The organism is Microbacterium testaceum (assembly GCF_001476285.1).
GTDB classification, from domain to species: Bacteria; Actinomycetota; Actinomycetes; order Actinomycetales; family Microbacteriaceae; genus Microbacterium; species Microbacterium testaceum_B.
The window spans coordinates 41,368-65,386 of the sequence record NZ_LDRU01000009.1; the positions used below are offsets into that span (position 1 = coordinate 41,368).

Annotated in this window: 18 protein-coding genes; 11 read left to right on the top strand and 7 right to left on the bottom strand. The window is 72.3% G+C overall.

Annotated elements, in window-relative coordinates; genetic code table 11:
• The first annotated feature begins 1 nt into the window (after position 1).
• On the top strand, positions 2-883 hold the full coding sequence (locus NS283_RS02350) for an FHA domain-containing protein (RefSeq protein ID WP_058595277.1): 882 nt from the start codon (positions 2-4) through the stop codon (positions 881-883).
• A gap of 46 nt (positions 884-929) precedes the next feature.
• On the opposite strand, the gene purU is transcribed toward NS283_RS02350, so the two are convergent.
• Complete coding sequence (purU, locus tag NS283_RS02355) at positions 930-1,811, bottom strand: formyltetrahydrofolate deformylase (RefSeq protein ID WP_058595298.1); 882 nt, start codon at positions 1,809-1,811, stop codon at positions 930-932.
• Between the two features lie 62 nt (positions 1,812-1,873).
• On the bottom strand, positions 1,874-2,992 hold the full coding sequence (locus NS283_RS02360) for a zinc-binding alcohol dehydrogenase family protein (protein ID WP_058595278.1): 1,119 nt from the start codon (positions 2,990-2,992) through the stop codon (positions 1,874-1,876).
• Between the two features lie 81 nt (positions 2,993-3,073).
• Here NS283_RS02360 and NS283_RS02365 point away from each other — a divergent pair, with 81 nt between their 5' ends.
• Entirely contained in the window at positions 3,074-3,646 is a 573-nt protein-coding gene (locus tag NS283_RS02365; protein ID WP_058595279.1) for a TetR family transcriptional regulator, read from the top strand.
• Between the two features lie 75 nt (positions 3,647-3,721).
• Entirely contained in the window at positions 3,722-5,050 is a 1,329-nt protein-coding gene (locus NS283_RS02370; protein WP_058595280.1) for an MFS transporter, read from the top strand.
• 4 nt (positions 5,051-5,054) lie between these two features.
• Here NS283_RS02370 and NS283_RS02375 read toward each other — a convergent pair whose 3' ends face one another.
• On the bottom strand, positions 5,055-5,459 hold the full coding sequence (locus tag NS283_RS02375; protein WP_058595281.1) for a hypothetical protein: 405 nt from the start codon (positions 5,457-5,459) through the stop codon (positions 5,055-5,057).
• Positions 5,460-5,715: 256 nt separating this feature from the next.
• Here NS283_RS02375 and NS283_RS02380 point away from each other — a divergent pair, with 256 nt between their 5' ends.
• Positions 5,716-6,402: a GNAT family N-acetyltransferase gene (locus tag NS283_RS02380; protein WP_058595282.1), complete on the top strand. Its 687-nt coding sequence runs from the start codon at positions 5,716-5,718 to the stop codon at positions 6,400-6,402.
• A 3-nt stretch (positions 6,403-6,405) separates the two neighbouring features.
• On the opposite strand, the gene NS283_RS02385 is transcribed toward NS283_RS02380, so the two are convergent.
• Complete coding sequence (locus NS283_RS02385) at positions 6,406-6,615, bottom strand: hypothetical protein (protein ID WP_058595283.1); 210 nt, start codon at positions 6,613-6,615, stop codon at positions 6,406-6,408.
• Positions 6,616-6,620: 5 nt separating this feature from the next.
• Positions 6,621-7,433, bottom strand: coding sequence for an SDR family oxidoreductase (locus NS283_RS02390; RefSeq protein ID WP_058595284.1), 813 nt, complete (start codon positions 7,431-7,433; stop codon positions 6,621-6,623).
• A 263-nt stretch (positions 7,434-7,696) separates the two neighbouring features.
• Here NS283_RS02390 and menC point away from each other — a divergent pair, with 263 nt between their 5' ends.
• The 4 genes from menC (at position 7,697) to NS283_RS02410 (ending at position 12,318) form a co-directional block, all read left to right on the top strand.
• A complete protein-coding gene (gene menC / locus NS283_RS02395) occupies positions 7,697-8,830 on the top strand; it encodes an o-succinylbenzoate synthase (RefSeq protein WP_058595285.1) in 1,134 nt (377 codons plus the stop codon).
• A 136-nt stretch (positions 8,831-8,966) separates the two neighbouring features.
• A complete protein-coding gene (locus NS283_RS02400) occupies positions 8,967-10,355 on the top strand; it encodes a glycine--tRNA ligase (protein ID WP_058595286.1) in 1,389 nt (462 codons plus the stop codon).
• A gap of 152 nt (positions 10,356-10,507) precedes the next feature.
• Positions 10,508-11,518 carry an ATP-binding cassette domain-containing protein gene (locus NS283_RS02405; RefSeq protein ID WP_058595287.1) on the top strand — a complete coding sequence of 337 codons (1,011 nt, stop codon included), beginning with the start codon at positions 10,508-10,510 and terminating at the stop codon, positions 11,516-11,518.
• The gene (locus NS283_RS02410; protein ID WP_058595288.1) at positions 11,515-12,318 is read left to right on the top strand and encodes an ABC transporter permease; all 804 of its coding nucleotides are present in this window, start codon (positions 11,515-11,517) and stop codon (positions 12,316-12,318) included. The genes NS283_RS02405 and NS283_RS02410 overlap by 4 nt, the downstream gene beginning before the upstream one ends.
• A gap of 11 nt (positions 12,319-12,329) precedes the next feature.
• Here the strand turns inward: NS283_RS02410 and NS283_RS02415 are convergent, their stop codons facing one another.
• Together NS283_RS02415 and NS283_RS02420 are read right to left on the bottom strand one after the other, a co-directional pair.
• The gene (locus NS283_RS02415; protein WP_058595299.1) at positions 12,330-15,161 is read right to left on the bottom strand and encodes an ATP-binding protein; all 2,832 of its coding nucleotides are present in this window, start codon (positions 15,159-15,161) and stop codon (positions 12,330-12,332) included.
• 140 nt (positions 15,162-15,301) lie between these two features.
• Positions 15,302-16,300 (bottom strand): LacI family DNA-binding transcriptional regulator, encoded by a 999-nt coding sequence (locus tag NS283_RS02420; protein WP_058595289.1) that lies wholly within the window; start codon positions 16,298-16,300, stop codon positions 15,302-15,304.
• A 200-nt stretch (positions 16,301-16,500) separates the two neighbouring features.
• Here NS283_RS02420 and NS283_RS02425 point away from each other — a divergent pair, with 200 nt between their 5' ends.
• The 3 genes from NS283_RS02425 (at position 16,501) to NS283_RS02435 (ending at position 23,996) form a co-directional block, all read left to right on the top strand.
• Positions 16,501-17,535, top strand: a complete 1,035-nt coding sequence (locus NS283_RS02425) for an agmatine deiminase family protein (RefSeq protein WP_058595290.1) — start codon at positions 16,501-16,503, stop codon at positions 17,533-17,535.
• Complete coding sequence (locus NS283_RS02430) at positions 17,532-19,232, top strand: amidase (protein WP_058595291.1); 1,701 nt, start codon at positions 17,532-17,534, stop codon at positions 19,230-19,232. Before NS283_RS02425 ends, NS283_RS02430 begins: the two co-directional genes overlap by 4 nt.
• Before the next feature lie 78 nt (positions 19,233-19,310).
• Positions 19,311-23,996: an SCO7613 C-terminal domain-containing membrane protein gene (locus NS283_RS02435; protein ID WP_058595292.1), complete on the top strand. Its 4,686-nt coding sequence runs from the start codon at positions 19,311-19,313 to the stop codon at positions 23,994-23,996.
• The last annotated feature ends 23 nt before the right edge of the window (positions 23,997-24,019 follow it).

Below are 24,019 nucleotides of genomic sequence, written 5' to 3' on the forward strand. Positions count from 1 at the left end.
GATGGTGCGCCTCGACATCGACCTGACCTTCGCCGAGCAAGTCGGAGGGGCGGATGCCGGCACCCCGCCGTTCGAGGGGACCGTCACCGCCGCGGGGTCGGAGGTGCGCGTCGTGATCAACGATCCGTCGCGCCTGCCCGGCAACGGCCGGCGCACGCTCGCCGAACTCGCGACCGTCGCCGACGCGCTCGCCGCGCGCGGGATCTCAGTGCGCGTGGAGGGGCCGGAGGGGCCGATCCTGCACCTCGGGGATGTGCGCAGCAGTGTTCTGCAGCGAGTGGTCACCGGCTCGCCGCACATCCGGCTGGGGTCGGTCGCGGCGGTCGCGCCGCTGCTCGTCCGGCGCGACCGGGGTCCGTCGGTGCCGGTGCCGCCCGGAACGCCCCTGCCGCTCGTGCCCACCGTCAACCGCACGGTACGTCGCCGCATCACGACGACGCACTACACGCCGGGGTCTGGGCGACCGCGTCTCATCTTCGCCGTCGGGTCGGCGACCTGGGACGGGAAGCCACCGCGCGAGTTCGACCTCCTGCCCGAGCGCACGGTCATCGGCTCGGGCGACGAGGCCGACTTGCGCCTGCCGGGCCTGGCACCCGTGCATGCCGAGATCCGGCACGAGGGCGACGACGAGTACGTGCTCTACGGCTTCGACGCGGTCGGGGGCGGTGGAGCGTCCGTCGAGGGGCGCCGCGGCGACGGGCGGATCCTGCGCACGGGGGCGCGGATCGAACTCGGCGACTGGCGTTTGGCCTACTTCCGTGCGGAGTTCGCCGATCACGGCCGTCCGTACGGCGGGCGCGTCGGCGGCGAACTGTCCGATCAGCGCAAGCAGCCCCCGCGCGGGGGAACGGGTCCGCTCAGCCGCGCGACGGATCCGGACTGACGAGGTCGAGGTCGCGGCATCCGCGAGCCGGCATCACGCTCGGGCGTCAGAAGACGATCGTGTGGTTGCCGTGGCGGATGACGCGGTCTTCGGCGTGCCACAGCACCGCGCGCGACAGCACCTGGCGCTCGACGTCGGCGCCGCGGCGCGCGAGCTCGGCGGCCGAGTCGGCGTGCGTGACGCGGACGGTGTCCTGCTCGATGATCGGACCCTCGTCGAGGTCGCTCGTCACGTAGTGCGAGGTGGCGCCGATGAGCTTGACCCCGCGCTCCTTCGCCTTCTTGTACGGCTCGGCACCGATGAACGCCGGGAGGAACGAGTGGTGGATGTTGATCACCGGCACGCCGATCTTCTCGAGGAACTCGGGAGACAGGATCTGCATGTACCGCGCGAGCACGACGAAGTCGACGTTGCCGACCAGCAGCTCGAGAATGCGGGCCTCGGATGCCGACTTGTCCGGGCCGGGCGTCGAGGGGACGTGGAAGAACGGGACGCCGAACGAGCGCACGTCTTCGGCCGCGGTGGTGTGGTTCGACACGACCATGGGGATGCTGACGGGCAGATCGCCGCGGCGGTGACGCCACAGCAGGTCGAGCAGGCAGTGGTCCTGCTTCGACGCCAGGATCGCCATGCGCTTCGGCGTGGAGAGGTCGGTGAGCGTCCATTCCAGCTCGAAGCCGTCGCCGAGGGTCTTGGCGAGGTCTGCCTCGATCTCGGGGAAAGCGGCGGCGAGGTTCGGACGGAAGAACACGACGCGCTGGAAGTACGCACCCCCGCGCGGGTCGTCCGAGTACTGGTCGAAGGCGACGATGTTGCCGCCCTGGCGGGCGATGAGCGCCGACACGGCGGCGATGATGCCGGGGGTGTCGCTGCCGTGGACGATGAGGCACGCGTGATCGGGCTGCAGGTGGGGGCTCGCGGAGACCATCGGACCATTCTGCCGTGCGCCGGTGACGTCGCTGACCACGCCCCGTCCCGACTCGGCGGTGATCAGAGTCGGACCACGATCTTGCGCGCCGAGACGCCCGCCCGCTGCTGGTCGAGGGCGTCTTGGAGCGACGCGAGTCCCGTGCCGACGACCATCGGCTCGGGGAGGGCGCGCAGGCGCCCGTCGGCCAGGAGCTGGGGCAACACCTCGCCCCACAGGCGCGGTCCGAGGTCGTCGTCGCGCAGGCTGCTTCCCCAGACGAAAGCAGCACGGATGCCGCGGCGTCGCGCGCGGAGCATCGATCGCACGGTCGCCAGCCCGATGCGCGAGAAGACCGGGATCATCGTCGGGAACAGGCGGCGACGGCCGACGAGGCCGGCGAGCGAGTACGGGGTGCTGGCGAGGGCCAGTCGCGTGCCGCCGGTGCGCGCGAGGATGTCGATGCACGCGTCCGCCGATCCGGCGCCGAGCGCGACCGCGCCGACGACGGGGCGCGAGCCGATCGCGGCGACGAGGTCGTCGACGGCCGTCCGAGAGCCGTGGTCGGCGACGGCGTCGGCTCCGAGCGATCGCACGAGGTCGGCATTGCGCGGCGAAGCGGTGCTGACGACGTCGTAGCCGGCAGCGCGCGCGAGCTGGACGGCGCTCATCCCGACGCTGGTCGAGCCGCCCCAGACCACCACCACGCCGGCACCGCCTCCCGCGGTCTCGGCGGAGGGGGTGCGGAGCCCCAGATGGGCGGGCTGGAACAGCGCACACGCCGCGGTCGAGACGGCCAGGGGGAGGACCGCGGCCTCCTCGTCGGAGAGCGATGTCGGCGTCGGTGTCGTCAGCTGCTCGCTCAACACGGTGGCATCCTGGAATGCGCCCTCGCGGAGCGGATCGCGCCCGCGGTCGGTTCCGGTGGCGAGGCCGAAGACCCGCTGTCCCACGCGGAAGCGCGTGACGTTCGCGCCCGTCGCGAGGACTTCCCCGGCGACGTCGGAGCCGAGGACGGCTGGGGTGCGCAGCCACCGGTAGGTGACCCGGCTGGTGCCCTGGATGACCCAGTCGACGGGATTGACCGCGACGGCCCGCACCCGGACGAGGACCTCGTCGGGGGCGGGCGTCGGGGTGGGCAGGGTCGTCACGGTCAGGCGAGCGCGGGGTGCCGGCATGATCGCCGCAGCGTGGGTGGACATCGGGGCCTTTCCGCAGTGATGACACGAAGTGTCTTCACTATAGACCTGATGACGCCAAGTGACATCACCTATGCTCGAGGCATGGCGAGATGGGCTCCGGACACCAGGGAGAGGCTCCGCGTCGCCGCGCTGGAGCTCTTCGAGGAGCGCGGTTTCGGCGTGACGACCGTGCCCGACATCGTCGAGCGCGCCGGAGTCACGCGGCGGACGTTCTTCCGTCACTTCAGCGACAAGCGCGAGGTCTTCTTCGGCGACGACGAGATCCCGGGCCTGGCGACGGCGATGCTGGCCGCCGCTCCGGCCGGGGCGGCGCCGTTCTCGATCGCGTGGACGGGGCTGCGCGCGCTCGCCGCGGAGAGGTTCGAGCCGCGGCGCGATCAGATGGCGGCATCCCGTCGCATCATCGAGGACGAGCCTGCCCTCCGTGAACGCGACCTGCAGAAGCAGGCCGACCTGCGCGAGGCGATCCGCGCGGGGTGCGCCGCGCGCGGCGCCGATCCGCTCACGTCCCGTGTCGTGGCGGGTCTCACCGTCGACCTGTTGCAGACCGCTCTCGAGCGATGGCTGGCGGATGAGAACCGGATGCCGTTGACCCGCCATCTCGACGAGGTCCGGCAGCGGATGTCCGACGTGCTCGGCGATCTCGCCTCCTGACCGCTTCGGTGGCGCCGTGGCCACCGCCGCGCCACCCCGCGACCGGATGTCGGTGCGCGCGGATAGCCTGGAATCGTGACCGACTCCCTGCGCCTCGACCGCCCGGGGTGGCGCACGTGGCTGCTGTGGGGGATCGGGCTGCTCGCCTACGTCGTGTCGATCGTGAACCGCACCTCGCTGTCGGCGGTGGGCGTCGACGCGGCGACCCGCTTCCACGCCGACGCCTCGGCGCTGTCGATGTTCGCCGTCATCCAGCTCTTCGTCTACGGCGCGATGCAGATCCCGGTCGGCCTCCTCCTCGATCGCTTCGGCGCCCGCCCGATCATCGCGATCGGCATGCTGCTGATGGCGGCGGGCCAGCTCGTCATGGCGTTCGCCGATGCGGTGGGGATCGGCATCCTGGCCCGCGTGCTCATCGGCGCGGGTGACGCGGCGATCTTCCCCAGCGTGCTGCGCGTGATCGCCACATGGTTCCCCGCGCAGAGAGCACCCCTGCTGGTGCAGCTGACCGGGATCATCGGCCAGTTCGGGCAGATCATCGCCGTCGTGCCGCTCGCCGCCCTCCTGCACGCCACGAGTTGGAGCGTCGCGTTCGGCAGCGTCTCCGGGCTCGGCGTGCTGTTCGGTGTGCTGACGTACCTGATCATCCGCAACCGCCCGCCCGAACGGCGCTCCGATCCGGTCGACACGTCCGTCGACACGCAGACGGGCGCGATCCGCGTCGTGAAATCCTCCGCCGACCTGCGTCAGGGGTTCCGCGAGTCGTGGGCGCACCCGGGCACGCGCCTCGGCTTCTGGTCGCACTTCGCCACGCCGTTCGCGGGCACCGCGTTCATGCTGCTGTGGGGGTTCCCGTTCCTCACCGCGGGCGAGGGGCTCGCACCGGCCACCGCGTCGCTCATCATGACGACGCTCGTGTTCTTCGGCATCCTGTGCGGACCGGTGATCGGCGCGCTGTCGAGCCGGCACCCGACGCGGCGCTCGCGCTGGCTCGTCCTGCCGACCGTGGTGTTCCAGGCGGCGGTGTGGATCGTCGTCATCGTCTGGCCCGGGCCCGCTCCCGTGTGGCTGCTGATCGTGCTGATGTTCGCGCTGTCGACCGGTGGTCCCGCGTCGATGATCGCGTTCGACCACGCCCGCACGTTCACCCCGAGCCACCGGCTCAGCACCGCGACGGGCATCGTGAACGGCGGCGGGTTCCTCGCGGCGCTCCTCGCGATCCTCTTCATCGGTATCGCGATGGACGTGCAGGGTGCCGGGACTCCCGACACCTACTCCCTGGACGCCTTCCGCTGGGCGTTCCTCATGCAGGTGCCCCTCTGGCTCGTCGGCGGGATCGCGATCGCCGTCGAGCGCGGTCGCACGATCCGCCACGTGGGCGGGATCGACAAGCTGCCCCGCTGACGGCTTACGCGCCGCCGGTCAGCCGGCCCCACAGCTCGCCGATGAGCGGAGCGATGTCGGAGGCCCGCTCCGCGGATCCGGATGCCATGGCCACCAGCGGGAACACCGTCACGGCGAGTGCGACGAGAACGGCGAGCACGACCCACACGATCGCGACGCCCGTGCGTCGGCGGGTGAGCGCGAGCAGGAGCAGTCCCGCGACGATGACGACGCCGACCAGCGTCACGAGGGTCACGCTCAGCGTGGGGAAGGGGATGAGACCCGCGGTCGACGCGGTGGCCCCGGCGAGGAACCCGAGGAGCGGCAGGAAGAGCCCCAGAGCGATCAGGACCACGATCCCCGCGCCGACCCCGGTCGCGATGAACACCCCTCGCGTGCGGCGGGCCGTGGTGATGCGTCCGGCTCTCATCGTCTCGTCCTCCCGTCGGGCCCGCGCGGTGCGGCGTCACTGGTGTGACGAGTCGACCCGGTCTTTCGTCACGCGGCGGGCTGTTCCGGCTCTCCAGACCCTGTGCGGCATCCCTTGTCCCACTTATCGCTGGTCGAGGCGCCGTGAAGTGGCGAAATGTGGGACACGAAGCGTCAGAAGTGGGACGAGGGTGAGCGGCGCGGGCGCTGTCGCCGGCACTGTCGCAGGTGCTGTCGCCGGATGCCAGACTCGGGGCATGAGCGAGATCGACATCCGTCCCCTCGAGACGATCGAGGGCATCCACGAGGCCTCGCGCCTGTTCGATGCGGTGTGGGTCGGAGACCGGGCGACGATGCCGGCGAACATCCTGCGGGCGCTCGAGCACTCCGGCAACTACGTCGTGGGGCTCTTCGACGGCGAGCACATGATCGGCGCCTCGGCGGCGTTCTTCGGTCCGCCCGCCGAGCGGTCGATGCACTCGCACATCACCGGGGTCCTGCCCGGCTATCAGGGCCGTGGCCTCGGTCGGCAGCTGAAGAACCACCAGCGCGAGTGGGCGCTGGGGCGGGGGATCGGGCACATCACCTGGACTTTCGACCCGCTCATCGCTCGTAACGCGCACTTCAACCTCGCCGTGCTCGGCACGCGCGTAACCGACTACTTGGTCAACCAGTACGGCGAGATGCCCGACGACGTGAACCGCGGGGACGAGTCCGATCGACTCATGGTGTCGTGGGCTCTCGCCGAACCGCCCGCCCCGACACCGGACGCCGACAGCGTCCGCGCGGTCGTCGAGATCCCCGACGACATCGAGACCCTGCGCCGCACCGACCCGACGGCGGCCGCCGCGTGGCGCGTGCGCCTTCGCGACGAGCTGCGGGGGCAGCTGGCATCCGGTCTCCGGATCGGCGGCTTCGACCGTCGCGGCTACCTGATCGTCTGAGCCTCAGTCGCCGGAGACCGGCTCGTCCTTCTCGGCCGCGGGGTCGCCCTGACCCGGGCCCGGTCGCACGGCCGCATCGTCGCGCACGTCGATGCGTGTGACGCCGTCGTGCTCGGTGACGTCGAAGCGCGGGGCCGCGTCTTCTTCGGTGGCCTTGGGAGCCGACGTCAGCTGATCGTGACGGTTCTCTTCGAAGCTCTTGTCGTCGCTCATCGCTCTCACTTCTCTCCGGCCGAACGCCATGCGTCCGAATCCATGTGCGAGCCCGCCTGCGGGCCCATCTGCAGCATCCCGCCGTCGACGACCCAGCTCGCGCCCGTGACGTACGAGCCCGAAGGAGACGCCAGGAAGCGGATCACGTCGGCGATCTCCTCGGGCTTGCCCGGGCGGCCGAGCGGGATCCCGGGGCGGTGGGTGCGCTCGGCATCCTCCGACGACATGTCGTTGATGGGGGTCGCGATCTCCCCCGGGGCGACGGCGTTCGCGGTGATGCCGTACTGTCCGAGCTCGAGGGCCATCGTCTTGATGAGGCCGCCGACACCGTGCTTGGCCGCGACATAGGGGGCCGAGCCGACGCGCGGCTGGTGCTCGTGCACGCTCGACACCACGATGAGTCGGCCACCCCTGCGCGCCTCCACCATGCGGCGTGCGGCCGTGTGCAGGGCGAGGAACGCGCCGTCGAGGTTGAGCGAGATGTCGGTGCGCCACGTGTCGAAGTCGAGGTCGAGGAACGAGCCCCCGATCCCGCCGCCGGCGTTGTTGACGAAGACGTCGAGGCCCCCGAGCTCGTCGGCCATGGCGTTCACGGCATCCGGGACCGCATCGAAATCTGTCGCGTCGAACTGCGCGACGATTGCGCGGGATCCGCGGGCGCGGACGGCGGCGGCGGTCTCTTCCGCGCCGTCCTTGTCGGAGTGGTAGGTCACGGCGACGTCGATCCCGGCGTCGGCGAGGGCGAGGGCGGTGGCCGCACCGATCCCCGAGTCGGAGCCGGTGACGATCGCGTGGCGGGGGGTGAAGTCGTCGCTCATGCGCCCGACCGTACGCGTGCGGGGCGGCGCGGTCGTCGGCCTTGCCAGGTGCGGGCGGGGGCGTTACGGTCGCCGACGCCATCGATCGGGCATGCCCGGTGCCGCGCTCCGGAACAATCGTCGCCTCGCCCGTGTCGCGTCGCGAAGATCGACGACTGTCGCCCGGCTTCTCCGGAGCCCGGCACGCCGTGAGCCGCCGCGTCGCCACCGGCACGCCGTGAGCGCGCCTCCGGTCCGCGCGGCCGCACGGTTAGCCTGCCGTCATGCCCCTCACCCGCCCCGCCTCGCCCGTGACCCTGGATGCCGTGGAGCTCCGCGTGCTGCACCTGCCCCTCGTTTCGCCGTTCACGACGTCGTTCGGCACCGAGACCGTGCGCGAGGTGATCGTCGTCGCAGCGGAGACCGCGGACGGCGTGGGCTGGGGCGAGGTCGTGACGATGGCCGAACCGCTGTACTCCAGTGAATACACCGCGGGCGCGTGGGACGTGCTGAGCCGCTATCTCGTGCCGGCGCTGCTCGAGCGCCGGACGTTCGCGCCCGAGGAGGTTCCCGGCATCCTGGCGCCCTTCGTCGGGCACCGCATGGCCAAGGCGGGCCTCGAGCTCGCGGTGATCGACGCCGCGCTGCGCGCCGAGGGGCGGAGCCTCGGCCAGTACCTCGGGGCCGAGAAGACCCGCGTGCCCTCGGGAGTCTCGGTCGGCATCCAGAGCGACCCCGCCGAGCTGGTCGACGTCGTGGGCGGATACCTCGATGAGGGGTACGTCCGCATCAAGATCAAGATCAAGCCCGGGCGCGACATCGCCGACACCGCCGCCGTCCGCGGGACCTTCGCCGACATCCCGTTGCAGGTCGACGCCAACTCGGCGTACACGCTTCAGGATGCCGACACCCTCGCCGAACTGGACCGCTTCGACCTCCTGCTCATCGAGCAGCCGCTGCAGGAAGACGACCTCGTCGACCACGCGCAGCTCGCGAAGAAGCTGCGGACGCCCGTGTGCCTCGACGAGTCGATCGTCTCGGCGAAGGCGGCCGCCGACGCCCTGACGCTCGGGTCCGCGGCGATCGTCAACATCAAGGCGGGTCGCGTGGGCGGCTACCTCGAAGCCGTGGCGGTGCACGACCTGTGCCGCGCGGCCGGGATCCCCGTGTGGTGCGGCGGCATGCTCGAGACGGGGATCGGCCGCGCGGCCAACGCCGCCCTCGCCGCCCTGCCCGGCTTCACGCTGCCGGGTGACATCTCGGCATCCGCCCGCTTCTACACACGCGACATCGTCACCGAACCCGCCGTGATCGAGGACGGGCACGTTCGCGTGCCCACCGGACCCGGCCTCGGCGTCGAGATCGACCGGGCAGCTCTCGACGCCGTGACCGTGCGACGCGAGCGCCTCACGCGCTGAACCGCCGCACGGACCCGGGGCGCGGACCCGGCGCACGGACCCGGCGCACGAGCCCGGCGGCGACGGGCCGCTTCGGTAAACTGGGGGTCCGCGTCATCCGCGGCATCCCACAGCTTTCCCGACCATTGGAGCCACCGTGGCCGAACAGTCCCGCCTCGACAAGGTCATCGCCCTCGCCCGCCACCGCGGGTTCGTGTTCCAGGCCGGTGAGATCTACGGCGGTTCGCGCTCGGCGTGGGACTACGGCCCCCTCGGCACCGAGCTGAAAGAGAACATCCGTCGCCAGTGGTGGCAGACGTTCGTCCGCGGGCGCGGCGACATGGTGGGCCTCGACTCGAGCATCATCCTGCCCAAGCGGGTGTGGGAGGCGTCCGGCCACGTCGCGACCTTCACCGACCCGCTGGTGGAGTGCCTGCACTGCCACAAGCGCTTCCGCGCCGACAACCTCATCGAGGACTTCGAGGCCCGCAAGGGCCGTAAGGCCGAGAACGGCCTCGCCGACGTCCCGTGCCCGAACTGCGGCACGAAGGGCCAGTACACCGAGCCGAAGTCGTTCTCGGGCCTGGTCAAGACGTATCTCGGCGTCGTCGACGACGAGTCGGGCCTGTACTTCCTGCGTCCCGAGACCGCGCAGGGCATCTTCGTGAACTTCTCGAACGTGCTCACGGCATCCCGTCGCAAGCCCCCGTTCGGCGTCGGCCAGGTCGGCAAGGCGTTCCGCAACGAAATCACGCCCGGGAACTTCATCTTCCGCACGCGCGAGTTCGAGCAGATGGAGATCGAGTACTTCACCCCGCCCGCCGAGGCGAACGAGTGGTTCGAGCACTGGGTCGAGGCGTGCTGGAACTGGTTCATCGACCTCGGTATCGACGCCGACAACATGAAGCGCTTCGACGTGCCCGAAGACGACCGCGCGCACTACTCCGCCGGCACCATCGACGTCGAGTACCGCTTCGGCTTCCCGGGCAAGGAGTGGGGCGAGCTCATGGGCGTCGCCAACCGCACCGACTACGACCTCAAGAGCCACTCCGAGGCGTCGGGCCAGTCGCTCACCTTCTTCGACCAGGCCTCGGGCGAGAAGTACACGCCCTATGTCATCGAGCCCTCGTTCGGTCTGACGCGCGCGATGATGGCGTTCCTCGTCGACGCGTACCGCGAAGAAGAGGTGCCCAACGCCAAGGGCGGCACCGACACCCGCACGGTGCTGAAGCTCGACCCGCGCCTCGCGCCCGTCAAGGTCGCCGTGCTGCCGCTCTCGCGCAACGAGCGCCTGTCGCCGCTGGCCCGCGAGGTCGCCGACACGCTGCGCGCGGCCGGCTGGAACATCGACTTCGACGACGCCGGTGCCATCGGCCGCCGCTACCGCCGCCAGGATGAGATCGGCACCCCGTACTGCGTCACGGTGGACTTCGACTCGCTCGACGACAACGCCGTGACCGTGCGCGACCGCGACACGATGGGCCAGGAGCGCATCGGCCTCGACGCGCTCCACGGCTACCTCGCCGAACGGCTGCGCGGAGCCTGACGCCCTCGCTCGAGCAACCGGATGCCATGACCTCGCGGTCGTGGCATCCGGTTCGTCGTTTCACGGGGGCGCGACCCCGCCTGACAGCGCCGTGACAGCGCCCCCGTCGCGGTGACAGGAGCACGACAGTGCGCCCGGCGCATCCTGTCGTCATGACCACTTCATCCACCCGCTCTCCCGCGGTCCGAGCCGAAGGGCTCGTCAAGACGTTCGGCTCCAACCGGGCCGTCGACGGCGTCGATCTCGTCGTCGAAGCCGGCACGGTCTACGGTGTGCTCGGCCCCAACGGCGCCGGCAAGACCACCACCATCAGCATGCTGACCACGCTGCTGCGTCCCGACGGCGGCCGGGCCGAGATCTTCGGCCACGACGTCGCCCGAGAGCCGCACGTCGTGCGTCAGCTCATCGGCCTGACCGGGCAGTTCGCCTCGGTCGACGAGAAGCTCTCGGCCACCGAGAACCTCATGATCTTCGGGCGCCTCCTCGGCCTCTCCCGGGGCGACGCCCGTCGAAAGGCGAGCGAACTCCTCGAGGAGTTCGGCCTCACCGAGGCGGCATCCCGTCCCCTCGCGAAGTTCTCCGGCGGTATGCGTCGCCGGCTCGACCTCGCGGCATCCCTCATCGCCCAGCCGCCGCTCATCTTCCTCGACGAGCCGACCACGGGCCTGGATCCCCGCACCCGCGGACAGATGTGGGACACGATCCGCCGGCTCGTGGCATCCGGCTCCACCGTCGTGCTCACCACCCAGTACCTCGACGAGGCCGACCAGCTCGCCGACCGCATCGCCGTCATCGACCGCGGACGCGTCGTCGCCGAGGGCACGGCGCTCGAGCTCAAGGCCTCGGTCGGGCAGGCGTCGCTCGTGCTGCGTCTGCAGCCCGGCTCCGATCTCGACGTCGCCCGCGCGACGGTCGGACGTGTCCTGGATGCCACGGCCATCGTCTCCCCGGAGGCGGCGCGCCTCACGGTGCCGATGTCCGACCCCGATCAGGTCACCGACCTGCTGGTGGCCTTCCGCGAGGAGGGCGTGCACCTGAGCGAGTTCAGTGTGCAGCAGCCCACCCTCGACGAGGTCTTCCTCACCCTCACCGGCACCGGCGTGCCCACCGACGACCGCCCGGCGCACGAGAACGCCGACGCCCTGGAAGGAGTCCGCTCATGAGCGCCCTCACCCTCGAACGCGACCTCCCGCGCACCGCGAGCCTCGCGCAGACCGTCCAGAACACCCTCACCATGGCGGGCCGCGGTCTGCTGAAGATCCGGCGGACGCCCGAGCAGCTCATCGACGTGACGCTGCAGCCGATCCTTTTCACGCTGATGTTCACGTACATCTTCGGCGGCGCGATCGCGGGCGACGTGCAGAACTACCTGCCGATCATCATCCCCGGCATCCTCGTGCAGACGGTCATCACGACCTCGGTCGTGACCGGCACGCAGCTGCGCGAAGACATGGACAAGGGCGTGTTCGACCGGTTCCGCTCCCTCCCGATCGCGCGCATCGCGCCCCTGTCGGGGGCGCTGCTGGCCGACACGGTCCGCTACGCGATCGCGACGACGCTCACGTTCGCGATGGGGTTCGTCATGGGCTTCCGGCCCGAGGGGGGCCTGTGGGCCGTCGTCGCGGCGGGACTCCTCGTCATCACGTGCTCGTGGGCGATCAGCTGGATCTTCGCGTTCTTCGGGGTCATCGCCCGCAGCGCCTCGAGCGTGCAGGGCATCTCGATGATCATCCTGTTCCCCCTGACATTCCTGTCCAACGCGTTCGTCCCCGCCGACACGATGCCCTCGTGGCTGCAGTGGTTCGTCAACGTCAACCCCGTGTCGCACCTCGTGACCGCGGTGCGCGACCTCGTCAACAGCGGCACGGTCGGCTCCGACGCGCTCATCTCGCTCATCGGTGCGGCGGTCATCGTCGCGGTGTTCGCTCCGCTCACGGTGCGCGCCTACATGCGCAAGGCCTAGCCGAGCGGGCTTCAGTCGAGCAGGGCCGCGAGGGCCTCGGCATCCACGTCCGACAGGGGCGTCCGGATGCCGGGGCCCTCCGTCGTGGGAGCCTCGGGCAGCTCGGCCAAGCGCTCCCGCGTCCACACGAAGAAGGGGTCGCGGACGTCGGCGGCCCCGCGCACGGCGGCGGCGCGGGCGAGGGCCTCTTCGGCGCGGGAGCGACGCCCCGTCGCGGCGTTCCACCCGGCGATCGCGAGGAGGACCGTCGCGACGATCGGGAAGTCCCGTGACCTGATCGCGCGCTCGAGCGCTGAGCGGAGCGCGTCGCGGGCCTCGTCGTGCCGATCGAGCAGCAGCAGTGCCTGCGCGCGTTGCGCGTCGCGCCACGCCACGAATTGATCCGGGAAGCCGGGTTCGAGCGTGATGCGTTCGACCGCGCGAAGGGCTTCGGCTCCGTCGCCGGCGGCGACCGCGACATGGGCCACGGTCATGGCCGCTTGGGCGACGGAGCGCACCGAGCCGTCGGCGTCGGCGAGCCGCTCGATCTCCTCCACACGGGCGCGCGCCTCGTCGTCCCGTCCGAGACGGAGCAGGATGCCGACGGCTTGGGCGCGCTGCTGCAGGAAGTCCGAGACGGAGGTGAGGCCGCGGATCGCGTCGCTCGAGCGGTCGGTGACGAGGAGCGCCTCGTCGAGGCGGCCCTCGAGGATGAGCCACTCCGCGCGCAGCTGACTCGCGAAGCCGGTGCCCCACGGGTCGCCGATCGCGGTGAACATCTCGAGCGCGCGGCCGCTCTCGACGCCGAGCGTGGCGGCGTCTCCGGCGTTCTGCGCGGCCCCGGCGTGCAGCGTGTGCAGGATCGCCCGCGACCACGGCGGTGCGGCGTGCAGCTCGGCGTCGGTCACGTCGACGTGCCAGGTGCGGGCGGCGTCGCCGTCCCCCACGGCGAGCACCGAGCCCGCGAGACGCAGCAGCGGCGGGATCAGCGCCGTGACCTCCGAGGGGTGTCGGTGAGCGGCTTCCTCGAGCTCGAGGCGGCGGGCCAGGAAGACCTTGGGCGACAGGCCGGTCGTGCCGCCGGGTTCGGGGAAGGTGGCCGAGAACAGCGCGACCGCCTCGACCACGATGGTCGGTTCGTCGTCGAGAGGGGTCGTGGGATCGGCGACGTCGGCGACCGCGCGCCGCAGGTCGTCGCTGCGCTCGCGGATCGCCCACGGCCAGAGCAGGCTGCGCAGCAGTCTTGCTCCCGCTCGACGGTCTCCCGCCCGGGCGACGGCGCGGAGCGCCGCGGTCAGGTTCTCGTCGTTCGCGTCGAACCAGGCGAGGGCAGCAGGGAGCCCCGGCCCACGCACGTCCTGCTCCCACCGCGCGGCGAGAACCGTGAGCACGTCGGCGGCGGTGCGGCGGTACCGCTCCTCCTCGCCGTCGGTGCGCAGCCGGTCGAGCCCGTACTCGCGCACGGTCTCGAGCATCCGGAATCGTCCGTCGCGCCGGGTGAGGAGCGAGCGGTCGACGAGGGCGTCGAGAGTGTCGGCATCCACCCCGAAGGCCGTGGCGACGGCGCGGGCGTCCGAGGCGCCGATGCCGTCGGGGAAGACGGCCGCGGCGCGCAGGGCGACCCGCTCGGGGTCGGTGAGGGTGTCCCAGCTCCAGTCGATGAGCGCCCGGAGGGTGCGGTGTCGCTCCGAGCTGAGCCGCGGTCCGCGCGACAACAGGGCGAAGCGGTCGTCGAGGCCCGCGTCGATCTCGGCGAGGGTGAGGGTGCGCGTGCGCGCGGCGGCGAGCTCGATGGCCAGGGGGAGCCCGTCGAGGCGGCGCACGATCCGGGCGGCGGTCTCGTGCTCGTCCGGCGTCGGTTCGCTCCCGCGCGCGGATCGCACGCGGCGGGCGAACAGGGCGTCCGCATCGGCGGGCGGCAGAGGGCCGAGGTCGACGAAGGCTTCGCCCGGGATGCCGAGGGGCTCACGGCTCGTCGCGAGGACGCGCACACCCTCGCTCATTCCGAGGAGGGTCAGCGCGGCGTCCGCCGCTTCGCCCGTCACGTGCTCGCAGTTGTCGAGCACGAGCAGCACCTCGCGTCCGGCGACCGCCTCGGCGACACGCTCGGCCGAGGTCGAGGTCGCGCCGGTCGTGTCGCGCACGCGCATGCCGCGTCCGACGGCACCGGCGATCGCCGTCCAGACCTCTCCCGCCGCGGCCGGGGCGAGCTCGACGACGATCGCACCGGCGAGTCCGCGGGCGGTCTCGACGGCGAGCGTGGTCTTGCCCGCTCCGCCCGGGCCGACGATCGTGACGAGCCGGTCCGTGGTGAGACGTGCGCGGATGGCGTCGAGCTCGTCGCCGCGGCCGATCAGGGTCGTGACCGGGGCGGGGAGCACGGGCGGAGCCGCGGGTGCGGGGGCCGCCGCGGCGAGGCGCTCGGCGTGGGCGCGATCTTCGAGGAGGTCGCGGACGAGCCAGTCGAAGCCCTCGCCCGGTGTCCAGACGTCGCCGGTCCACAGTGCCAGCGCTTCGCGGGCGCGGGCGCCGTCGTCGGTCTCACGGGCCTCGGCCACCAGGTCCTGGAAGAGCGTGATGTCGACGTCGCGGCGGTCCACGTCGAGGCGGTAACCGCCGGGCGTGGACGACACCGAGCCCGCGGGGAGCGCGCGGCGCAGGCGCGACACGAGCGACTGCAGGGCCGCCCGGGGGTCGTCGGGGACGTCGAGGGGCCAGAGATCTTCGACCAGGGCGCGGGCGCTCACGGTGGTGCCGGCATCCACCGCGAGGCGGAGGAGCAGCGACTGCTGGCCGCGCCCGGGCACGACGGCATCCCCGTCATCCGTGGCAACGCTCAACCCGCCGAAGAACCGCACCCGCACGGGATTCACTCTAGGTGGCCGCCCGGCGTCGCCCCACGAGCGCGTGCGCCCCCGCGGATTCGGAGACCGTCACCGGATTCGGAAGAAATGGGGCATTCGGTCCGAATCCGATGCATCCGTCCGAATCCGGCGCGCGCCGCCTATGGCCCCGCGGTGCTCGCGCGCACGACGAGCCGCGGGAGCCTCACCTGCACGCGGTCGGTCGGGGGATCGGCATCCTGGATCGCGGTGAACAGCTCGAGGCAGGCCTCGCCGACCTCGCGCGCCTCGAGGTCGAACGACGTCACCGTCGGGGTCAGCAGCGCGTGCATCGGCTCGTCGACGTACGCCGCGAGCAGAAGGTCGGTGCCGACCCGTCTTCCGGCGCGGTGGGCGGCTTCGAGGGCGGGTGCCGCCGACCCGCTCGGGCCCACGATGAGGGCGTCGACACGCTCCGTCGCGAGGATGTCGCCCACGGCCGCGTCGACCTCCTCGGCGGTGGGGATGAAGCCGATGGCGCGTGAGATCGGGATGCCGCCGCGCTCGGCGATCCACGTCTCGTAGGTCGTGGTGAGCTCACGACTCCACGCGGTTCCCGCGGCGGGGAGCACCGCGGCGATGCGTCTGGCGCCCCGGGCAGTCAGATGGTCGAGGAGTCCGCGGAGGGCGGTCTCGTGGTCGTAGACCACGCTCCCCGCGACGCGTCCCTCTCCGCCGACGAGGTGTTCGGCGCTGACCACCGGGCGGCCGGTGTCGAGGATGGCACGGACGCCGGCATCGTCCGTCGTCCCGTCGACCACCACGTAACCGTCGACGAACGCCGTCGGCGGGGTGTCGTCGTCGGCCTCGCGATGCGGGAGCAGGATCACCGAGAGACCGCGTCGGTCGGCGGCGTCGACCACCCCGAAGGCGAACTCGGTGTAGTACGGCAGGCGCGTCGCGCCCGGCGGAAGGTACAGCCCGATCGCGCCGTATCGGGCGGTGCGGAGGCTGCGCGCGGGCGCGTTGACGACGTAGCCCAGCGCACGGGCGGCGGCGAGTACGCGCTCCCGCGTCTCGGGGGAGACGCCGGCCTTGTCGCGGAGCGCGAACGACGCGGCGGCGATCGAGACGCCGGCGGCGGCGGCCACGTCGTGCAGCGTCGGTTTGCGGGGCGTCACACGGCCCGACAGTACCCGACGTCGAATCGACTCTTGCGCCGACGTCGACTTAAACGTTTAATGTCCCTGAAACACCCCGAGTCCACGGGCTGAAACACCGGTTCGGTAGCCTCGGGCTCGAGCAGGGGTGATCGACGACGATCCACCTCGCCGTCCCCCGCACGCCGACCCCGATTCCGACCGAAAGAGATGGCCCGCCGATGAGCTGGCGCATGCCGAGCGAGACAGCCCCGCAGACCCGAACCTGGATGGCCTTCCCCGCGGAGGGACCCACCCTCGGCGAGACCAACGCCGAACGCGAGGCCGGTTACGCGGCCTGGACCGCTGTCGCCCACGCCGTCGCCGAGTTCGAACCCGTGACGATGGTCGTCGACCCCGCCGAGGTGACGCGGGCGCGACGCATGCTCTCATCCGAGATCGAGATCCTCGAAGCGCCGGTCGACGAGTTCTGGATGCGCGACGCCGGCCCGACGTTCGTGCTCGATCCCGAGCGCCCGGGTGTGCTGGGGGCGGTCGCGTGGACGTTCAACGGCTGGGGCGACCACTGGTGGGGCACGTGGCGGAAGTCCGCCGGCCTCGGTCGGTTCGTCGCCGAGGCGGCCGGTGCCGAGCTCGTGTCGTCTCTCCTGGTGAACGAGGGGGGCGGCATCCACGTCGACGGCGAGGGAACGGTCTTCCTCACCGAGACCGTGCAGCTCGACCCGCGGCGCAACCCCTACGCCGACCGCGCGCGCGTCGAGGCCGAGATGCTCCGCACGATCGGCGCGACGCACGCGGTCTGGCTGCCCCGCGGGCTGTCGCGCGATTACGAGGACTTCGGCACGAGCGGGCACGTCGACATCGTCGCGACGATGCCCTCGCCCGGAGTCGTGCTCCTGCACGACCAGCGCAACCCCGCGCACCCCGACCACGCCGTCTCGGCCGAGCTCCGTGCCTTCTTCGGGGAGCAGACGGATGCCGCCGGCCGCCCGTTCGACATCGTCGACCTGCCCGCGCCCGCCACGATCCGTGACGCGGACGGCGACACCGACTGGAGCTACGTTAACCACCTCGTCGTCAACGGCGGCGTGATCGCCTGCGGCTTCGACGAGCCCGAAGCGGACGATCGGGCGCGCGGCATCCTCGAGGAGGCGTACCCGGGACGCCGGGTGATCACGGTCGACGCCCGCGAACTGTACGCCCGGGGCGGCGGCATCCATTGCATCACCCAGCAGCAGCCGGAGGTCGGCGCATGATCGAGGTCACCGAAGCGACCATCGCCCAGCTCGCCGCCGCGCTCGCCGCGGGCGAGACCACCGCGGTCGAGCTCGTCGACGCGCACCTCGCGCGCATCGCCGCGTACGACGGGCCGGACTCCGCGACGAAGTTGAACTCCGTCGTCGTCCTCAACCCCGACGCACGGGCCGAGGCCGAGGCATCCGATGCGCGTCGCGCCGCGGGGCACGTGCGCGGCCCGCTCGACGGCATCCCGTACACCGCGAAGGACAGCTATCTCGTGCGCGGTCTCACCGCGGCATCCGGAAGCCCGGCGTTCGCCGATCTCGTCGCGCGGAGCGACGCGTTCACCATCGAGCGGCTGCGTGAGGCGGGCGCCATCTGCCTCGGGCGCACGAACATGCCCCCGATGGCCAACGGCGGTATGCAGCGGGGTCTCTACGGACGGGCCGAGAGCCCGTACAACGCCGAATACCTCACCTCGGCCTTCGCCTCGGGCTCGTCGAACGGCTCCGGGACGGCGACGGCCTCGTCGTTCGGCGTCTTCGGTCTCGGCGAGGAGACGTGGTCGAGCGGGCGGGCCCCGGCATCCTGCAACGGACTCTGCGCGTACACCCCCTCACGCGGCGTGATCTCGGTGCGCGGCAACTGGCCGCTGGTGCCGACCATGGACGTCGTCGTGCCGCACACGCGATCGATGGCCGACCTGCTCGCGGTGCTCGACGTCGTCGTCGCCGATGATCCCGAAACGCGCGGCGATTTCTGGCGCGCGCAGCCGTGGGTGCCGCTGCCGGCCGCGTCCGAGGTCCGGCCGGAGTCGTACGCCGCGCTCGCGGCCGACGCGTCGCTGGTGGGCAAGCGGATCGGCATCCCGCGCCTGTTCCTCGGCTCCGATCCGCTCGTGGGCACCGGTCCGAAGGGCGTGGGTGGGCCGACGGGCGAGCGCATCGAACCGCGGCCGTCGGTGCTCGCCCTGTGGGAGGCCGCGCGCGCCGACCTCGAGGCCGCGGGGGCGATCGTCGTCGAGACCGACTTCCCCCTGCTGAGCAACTACGAGGGCGACCGGCCCGGGGCGCCCACGATCGCGACCCGCGGTCTGGTGTCGCCCGAGTTCCTTCATGGCGAGATCGTCGACCTGTCGGCGTGGGCGTGGGACGACTTCCTCCGCGCGAACGGACACCCCGGCCTCGCGGTCGTCGACGGCGCCGAGATCTTCCCACACCCCGAGGGTGCGCTGCCCGACCGCTACACGGGCTTCGACGACGACATCGCCGTCTACCCCGCGCACGTGCGCGAGCACCCGGTGACGGCGTTCACCGAGATCCCGCACCTGGAGGAGGGGCTGCGCGGTCTGGAGGAGACCCGGCGCCGCGATCTCGAGGAGTGGATGGATGCCGAGGTCCTCGACGCCCTCGTCTTCCCGACGCAGAGCGACGTCGCGCCCGCGGACGCCGACGTGAACCCCGCCTCGGCGGACATCGCCTGGCGCAACGGCGTCTGGGTCTCGACCGGCAATCTCGCGATCCGCCACTGCGGGGTGCCGACCGTGACGGTGCCGATGGGGGTGATGGCCGACATCGGGATGCCGGTGGGCCTGACGTTCGCCGGTCGGGCCTACGACGACACGTCTCTGCTGCGACTGGGCGCGGCGTTCGAGGCGCTGCGTCCGCGGCGCGTGGTGCCGCCGCGGACACCCCCTCTGCACACGCGGGGCTGAAGCTCCCCGGCTGTGGACAACCCCTCCCGGCGCGGACGCTTCGCTAGCCTGGAGCACGACCGACGCCGAGGGGGGACCATGACGGAAGTCGCGGGAGGGCACGGGGGCAGTCACGGGAGGGCGTGGCCGTCGCAGCCCGAACTACTGACCGACACATCGCGCTGCCCATGGTGCTTCGCGCCGATCACGGCGTCGCCGTGCGCGACGTGCGGACTCGATCTCAGCGACCCGCGGACCTTCGACGTCCTGTCGCTGTCGCAGCACATCGCCGGTCTCGTGCACGCGCGCGACGAGGCGCTGCGGGTGATCCGAGCGGATGCCTCAGCGCGGGCGGGCGCGGCGGCTCCGGCCTCCTCGGCTTCTCCGGGCGCAGCTGCTCCCGCGGCGGCGCAGGTTCCTGCTGCCGAGGCTCCGGTTCCTGGTCCCGATGCGTCTGCCCCCGACGCTCCGGCCCCTGCTGTCGAGGGGCCGGCTCCCGACGCTCCGGCCCCTGCTCGCGAGGCGCCCGTTCCCGCGGAGGAATCGGTCGGCGCGCCGGTTCCCGGTTCCTCGCCGGTTCCCGATCCCCAGCCGGTTCCCGATCCCCAGCCGGTTCCCGATTCCGTCCCGGCCGGCGTGCCGGCGCCGGGCTCCCCGCCGCCGCTGCCGGTGGCCGCTCAGGCGGCGGCGCCCCCGACGTTCACGGCCCCTCCCGGGTTCGCCCCTCCGGGTGAGCTGCACCCGTTCCCGGGTGCCGGGACCGCGCAGCCCGCGGGCGGTCCGAGCGAGGGCGGACCGGCCTTCCCTCCGCCGACGCCCGTCGAGCCCGCCAAACCGCGTCGCTCCGGCGTGCAGGTCTTCCTGCTCTCGGTGGGCGTCGTGCTGCTCGCTGTGGCCGCGGCGTTCTTCCTCACGGTGGCGTGGGTCAGCGGTGGTCTCGTCCTTCGCTCGATCATCGTGGGCGCTCTGACCGCGGGCGTGATCGTCACGGCATCCGTTCTGCGCCGTCGACGACTGACGGCCACGGCGGAGGGTATCGCGCTCCTCGGAATAGCCCTCGTGGCGCTCGACGTGTGGGCCGTGCGCGCGAACGACCTCGCCGGGGCGTCCGGTGCGGACGCGCGCGTCTACTGGGGGTGGGCGGCGGCTCTCGCCGGCATCGGGTTCGTCGTGTGGGCGCGGTTCGCGGGTCTCCGTGCACCGCTGTCCGCGGGCGTCGCGTCGTTCGCGGTCGGCCCGCCTCTGGTCGTCGCGGGCCTCCTGTCCCGCGATGTCACTCTCGGGTGGTACGCCGCGGGACTGACGATCCTCGTCCTCACCCTCGCCGCGCCCCTGGTGCGGCGGCTCGCCCGGGCCGACCTCGGATCCGTCGCGATCGAGACCACCGCCCTGCGTTCGTTCGCCGGAGTCGGCGCGGTCCTCGCCCTGATCTCCGCGCTCGTCCTCGACCCCGAGAGCGCGTGGACGCCGGTCGCCGCGAGCGTGCCGCTCGCCGCGCTGCTCGCCGTGCACGCCGGCGCGTTCCTCCGCACCGGTGCGGCTCCCGTCGCGACCGTCGCGGCACCGTTCTCGGTGCTCGCTCTCGGATCCGGCGTCACGGCCACGGTCGTCCGTCTCGCGGATGCCACGGTCACCGTCACCGTTCCCCTCCTGGTTGCCGTGGTCATCGCCCTCGCTCTCGAAGCCGTGGCCGTTCGTGTCGGCACCGGATCCGCTCGAACGGCTCTGCTCGCCGGTGCGCTGACCGCGGCCGCGGGTGCGGGGTTGGCCGCGGTGGCACCCGTTCTCTGGGCACTCGCGGCGCTTGGCGCTCCGTTGCGTCTCCTGCTCCCGCTGTTCGGCGAGTCCGCTTTCGTCGTGAATGACGTGGATGCCACGAGCACCGCGGCCGTCGTCTCGCTCGTCGCCGCGGTGGTGCTGGCTGCCCTCGTGTGGCGTCTCACCGGGCGCGGCGCGAGTCGCCGTCTCGTCGTGTGGTGGGCTGGCGCGGGCGTTCTGCTCCTCGTCGGTCCGCAGTGGCGTGTGGGCCTCGCGATCGTGCTCTGGTACCTCGCGTTGGCGATCACCGGCGTGGTGCTTTTGAGGCGGCGACGGGGCGATGTCGCGGTGTCCGCCGTCGCGGGGAGCCTCGCGCTCCTGACCGGCTGGGTCCTGTCGTTCTCGTCGCCCCTGGCGTGGACCGTCGCGACCCTCGGATTCCTCGTCGTGCTGTGGATGCTGGCATCCGTCACCCCCTTGGCACGCGTGCCCGCGACCGGGGTGTTCGTCGCCTTCGCGGCGGGCAGCGCGTGGCTCGTCCCCGCCGCGGCGCTCGAGGGTCTCGGTCTCGAGGTCGTCGGTCTCGGGCCGCTCGAGGCTGTGGGGTCTGTCGCGTCGATCTGCCTGCTGCTCGCCCTCGCTCCCTGGCGTGGTCCGCTCGCGCCTCCGCGCGGATGGGACGCCGGGCAGCGCGAGGCGGCTGCCTTCGTGGGACTCGCGATCGTCTTCCTGTCGGCAGCGGTCTTCGCGGTGTTCGGCAACACCGATCGCGCCGCGTCGACGTGGTGGGCCGTGATCGGCCTGGTGGCCACCGGTGCCGCCGCGTGGGTCGTCCTCGGTCGCGCGCACCGCTCCTGGGTGGTTCTGCGGCCCGGGGCGGCGGTCGTCTGGCCGCTGCTCGCGATGATGGCGACCCTCGCGATCATCCGCCCACTCGAGCCGGTCGAGCTGGTGCCGAGCGTCGCGGTCGCGTCCGTCGCCCTCCTTGCCGCCGCGGTGGCGCTGGCTGTCCTGCGGGGCGACGTTCGCACGCGGATCCTCGTCGACGCCGGAACCGGGGTGGTCGCTCTGCTGTCGGTGACGGCGCTCGCCCCGCGCGAGAGTGTCTGGCTTCCCCTCGTCGTCGTCGCGATCACCTCGCTGATCTGGTCCGTGGATGCGGACGGGCTCTTCGTCTCACGCAGTTTCCGGCGTCACCTCGTCTGGCTCGCGGTCGCGCTGGCGACTGGCGCACTGTGGCTGCAGTTGTCGTCCGAACGGGTCGAGACGGTCGAGGTGTACACCCTCCCGCTCGCGGGCGTTCTCGTGCTGCTGGCCGCCGCGAACGAGCGTGCGCGGCGCCGTGTCGACGGGCGCTCGGTCGCCGCGCCCGCCGTGATCGCCTTCGCCGGAACGGCGCTGGCGCTGGTCCCCACCGCGGTGACGGATGCCGACGACACCGTCCGCGTGATCGTCGCGGGCGTGGCGGGCGCAGCGCTCCTTGTCGCGGGCGCCTGGGTGCGTCCGGCTCGGACACCTGACGTGCTCCCGATCGCGGTCGCCGCTGCGGGCGCGCTGTCGCTCCTTCTCGTGTGGGGGGCGCAGCTGCTCCACGTCGCCGAGCGCGGGGAGTCCGGTGGCCCGCTCCTCGATGGGCTCGTGCTCGTGGTCGCCGCGGCCCTGGCCGCTGCAGCCGTGGGGTGCGGGCGTCGTTCCGCGCGCTGGACTCTGCCGATCGGACGCGGAGCCGTCATCGCGGCGGCCGTCGTGCTGACGGTCGGCGAGACCGTCCTCGTCGCGGTCGATGCCGGCCCGATCGTGCGGGCTGTCCTCGCCGTGCTCGTCCTCGGCGCTGCGGGGGCCGCGGCGCTGCGCATGCGGCACGCGCTGACCGGTATCCCGGTGGTGTCCGTCCTCCTCGGGGGAGCGGCGCTCGTCGCCGTGACCGGCCTCGGCGCGGGCATCCGCCCGATCGAGGGGATGACGCTGCCCCTCGTCGCCGTGCTCCTCGCCGCCGCAGCAGGGCTGCGGGAGCGGCCCCTGACCCCGATGGCGACGGGCCTCGCGAGCCTCGGACTCGGTGTGGCTCTCCTCCCCTCCGCGGCCCTCGTCGCCGACGAGCTTTCGCGGGCGATCGCGGTTCTCGGTGCCTCGGTCGCGCTTCTGGTCGCGGCCGCGCTCGTGACGCGCGCGGTGCTGCGGCCGCTTGTCCTGCCGACGCTGGGAGTGGCGGCTTTGGCTCTCGTGGTCGCGGGCGGCGCGCGCGGTGTCGTCGACCTCGACCGTCCCGCGTTCGACGCCTGGGTGCTCGCGGTGGCGGTTCCTCTCGTGGTCGTCGCGGTTCTTCTGCGGCGCCGGGGCGACGCCGTCCCCGCCTTCGCTTCTCCCGCGGCCGTGCTGACGGCGCTGGGATTCGCGGCGCTCCTCTCCGCCCTGCGGCTCGCGGCGGTGGGTGGCGAAAGCCTTCGTGCGGCGGTGACGATCCTCGCGATCCTCGCCCTCGCGGTGCTCTGGAGTGGAGCGCACCGCGCGCTCGTGTTCTGGGCCGGAGTGGGCGTCGCGGCGGCGCTCGGAGCCGTCGCCCTCGTCACGGGATCCGCCGATCCGGTCGAGCTCGTGACGGCGCCGATCGCGGCCGTGCTCGTGTGGCATGGCATCCGTTCGCTCCGCGCTCGTCCCGAGCTCCGCAGCTGGCCCGCCCTCGGGGTGGGGTTGGCGCTGCTGCTCATTCCGTCGCTGCTGTTCGACTTCGTCGGCGACAACGCGCTCTGGCGCGTGATCGCGCTCGGCGTCGTCGCGCTCGCCGTGCTCTTGGTCGGCGCCCGCTCCAAGCTCCAGGCGCCCGTCCTGCTCGGCGGGATCGTGCTGATCGTGCACGCCCTCGCGCAGCTCTGGCCCTGGATCGCCTCGATCTACGAGAGCGTGTCAGGGCTGTGGTGGCTGTGGCTCGGGATCGCGGGCGTGCTCCTCATCGTCGTCGCGGCCACATACGAGCGCCGCATCCGCGAGGTGAAGGCCGCCGCTCTCGCGATTCGCGCGCTGCGCTGACGCGGGGCGGGGCTGGGCTGGGG